The sequence below is a fragment of the Seongchinamella sediminis genome, assembly GCF_003457605.1.
GTDB classification, from domain to species: domain Bacteria; phylum Pseudomonadota; class Gammaproteobacteria; order Pseudomonadales; family Halieaceae; genus Halioglobus; species Halioglobus sediminis.
In genome coordinates this window covers 1-2603 of sequence record NZ_QRAN01000050.1, presented here as the reverse complement: position 1 = coordinate 2603, position 2603 = coordinate 1, and the positions used below count along the sequence as shown (strand labels likewise).

General features: G+C 60.8%; 2 protein-coding genes. Both read right to left on the bottom strand.

Annotated features, from left to right (window positions below; genetic code table 11):
* Positions 1-80: 80 nt before the first annotated feature.
* Complete coding sequence (gene istB, locus DWB85_RS19215; RefSeq protein ID WP_117957682.1) at positions 81-836, bottom strand: IS21-like element helper ATPase IstB; 756 nt, start codon at positions 834-836, stop codon at positions 81-83.
* A 16-nt stretch (positions 837-852) separates the two neighbouring features.
* Entirely contained in the window at positions 853-2391 is a 1539-nt protein-coding gene (istA, locus tag DWB85_RS19210) for an IS21 family transposase (RefSeq protein WP_162846210.1), read from the bottom strand.
* Between the last annotated feature and the right edge of the window lie 212 nt (positions 2392-2603).

Genomic DNA, 2603 nt, shown 5'->3' with positions numbered 1-2603 from the left:
TGCGTATTCCGGCGAACGTGACCGTCCGTTCCGGGCATCGTGACCGACCTGCACACCAATGCTCGCTGGCGGCAGCAGTTTTACACTGACCGGTCACGTTCAGTCAATTTGTCCCTCGTTTTGCGCATGGACTCCCCGGTGAGATTCAGGCGGTGAGCGCCGTGCAGCAGCCGGTCCAGAATCGCGTCAGCGATCGTCGCCTCGCCGATGTATTCGTGCCAGTATTCGGTCGGTAGTTGGCTGGCTATCAGTGTGGAGCGCCGGCCATGGCGATCCTCAATCACCTCCATCAGGTCATTGCGCTGGGCGGCACTGACTTTCTGGATACCCCAGTCGTCCAGGATCAACAGGTCGGTTTTCAACAGCTGGTTCATCAGCCGCGCATAGGAGCCATCGCCGTGGGCGATTCGCAGCATCTCAAACAGCCGTGGCAAGCGTAGGTAGCGCACACTGTAGCCGCGGCGGCAGGCCTCGTTGCCGAAGGCGCAGGCCAGCCAGGTTTTGCCGCAACCAGTGGGACCGGTGATGCACAAGTTCAGGGATTGCTGTATCCAGTCCAGCGAGAGTAGCGATGCCATACGGCTTTTCTCCAGTCCCCTGGGATGGCGGTAGTCGACATCCTCAGCACAGGCCGTGACCCGTAGCTTTGCAACTCTCAGCAGGCGCTCCAAGCGGCGGTTCTCTCGGTAGAGAACCTCGCGGTCTATCAGCATGGCCAGTCGTTCTTCGAAGCTCAGATCGCTCATCGCTGGGTTCTCCAGTTGTTCTTCCAGGGCCTGTAGCAGGCCGGTCAGTTTCAGGGCACTCAGGTGCTCACGGGTTTGTTGCATTAACATGTTTGTCTCCAGGTAATCAGTGGTAGTAGTCGGCGCCGCGCACATTGCCGTGCAATGGCAGGTCGTCTTGCAGGTGGCTGTCGCCTTCCAGAGCCTGTTGGTCCAGTCCCTGTTTCAGGATGGAGGCGATGCTCTGGTAGTTGATCGAGCGGATGGCCAGCGCCCGCTCACAGGCCCCCTCCAATCGCGCCTTGCTGTAACGGCGGCTCAGGTTTAGTAGTCCCAGGCAGGCACGGTAGCCGTGCTCCGGGTGCGGTCGGTTCTCCAGTTGCTGTTGCACCACCTGCCGGGTGCAGGGGCCGATGTCCTGGGCCCAGTTGAGGAAGCGCCCCGGCGACCACTCTCGGTGTGCCCGGTGTGAACTGGGCATGTGGTCCACCAGCGTGCTGAACCGGCCTGGTCCCCGGCGACTGTGTATGGCGATGCGATTACCCTTGTGCAGTACTTCAACGGTCTCGGCGGTGAGGCGCACATCCAGGGTTTGGCCGACCAGGGCGTGGGGCACGCTGTAAAAGCGTTTCTCAACGCTGATGTGGTAATCGATGCCGGGCTTGGCCTTGCGCCACTCTGCGTATTCGTAGGGTGCCGCCGGCAGTGGCTTAAGTACCGGTGCATCCAGGCGCTCGTAGAGATCCCGCCGACTCACGTCCTGGCCCTGGAAGTGGCGGCTGTTCAGGTCTGGCAGCAACTTGGCGATGGCCCGGTTGAGTTCCGCCAGGGAGAAGAACGTATGGTGTCGCAAGCGGGCCAATATCCAGCGCTCCACGATCTGCACTGCCACCTCCGCCTTGGCTTTGTCCTTTGGTTTCCGGGGCCGAGCAGGCAGCACAGCAGTTTGGTAGTGTGCCGCCATCTCGGCGTAGGTGGCATTGATCTGCGGCGTATATCGGTTGGCGTCGGTCACCCCGGCCAACAGGTTGTCCGGGATTTGCAACTCGGTAACGCCATCGAAGAAGCGGAAGGCACGCTGGTGCGAGGCAATCCAGTCTGGCAGAGATTGGGTCCAGGTGGCATCAGCGTAGGTGTAGCTGGAAGCGCCAAGCACCGCCACAAACACCTGGGCCTTACGGATTTCACCGGTCTGGCGGCAGACGATGGGCACTGTGGGACCGCAGTAATCGATGAACGTCTTCTCGCCGGCGCGGTGCACCTGGCGCATGCTGCGCCGCTGTTGCTTACGCCACTGCCGATAGCGGTGGCAATACTGACTGTAGCGGTAGGCACCGTCCTCGTGGACGGCCACATACTCCGCCCACAGCAGTTGCAGGGTCACACCCTTGCGCTTGAGTTCCTGGTGGATCTCGAAGTAGTCGGGCTCGACAAAGCGGGAAGGCTTCTGCACCGCCGGGAACAGCAACCGTTCTATCTGGCCCTCATCAGCCCCCTCTGGCGGTGGCCAGCCGACTCCCCGGGCATCAGCCAGGTGGAGGTACTTGCAGACCACCCCTTTGGAGACGCCGCAGGCGCGGGCGATCTTCTCGTTGCTGAGCTTGGCCTCATGTTTGAGGCGCAATATATCCATGATTTTACGCATTGGAATCCTCGTTGCCGGCATCCGTCCCTCCTGGCGAGCAAAAGGGCGCGGTTATGCCGTGATTTTGTTAAGAATTCCAGCGAGTTAGGTGAGATTCCGGCGGAACGTGACCGCCGATTCCGGGGAAAGCCCTGAAATCGGTCACGATGAAACGGAATGAGCGGTCACGATCGCCCGGAACAGGCGGTTACGATGAAACGGAATGGGTGGTCACGTTGGTCCGGAATACGCAA

Excerpts from the sequence above, each read along its gene's own strand:
- istB (WP_117957682.1), bottom strand. The coding sequence starts at position 836 with ATGTTAATGCAACAAACCCGTGAGCACCTGAGTGCCCTGAAACTGACC.
- istA (WP_162846210.1), bottom strand. The coding sequence starts at position 2,391 with ATGCCGGCAACGAGGATTCCAATGCGTAAAATCATGGATATATTGCGC.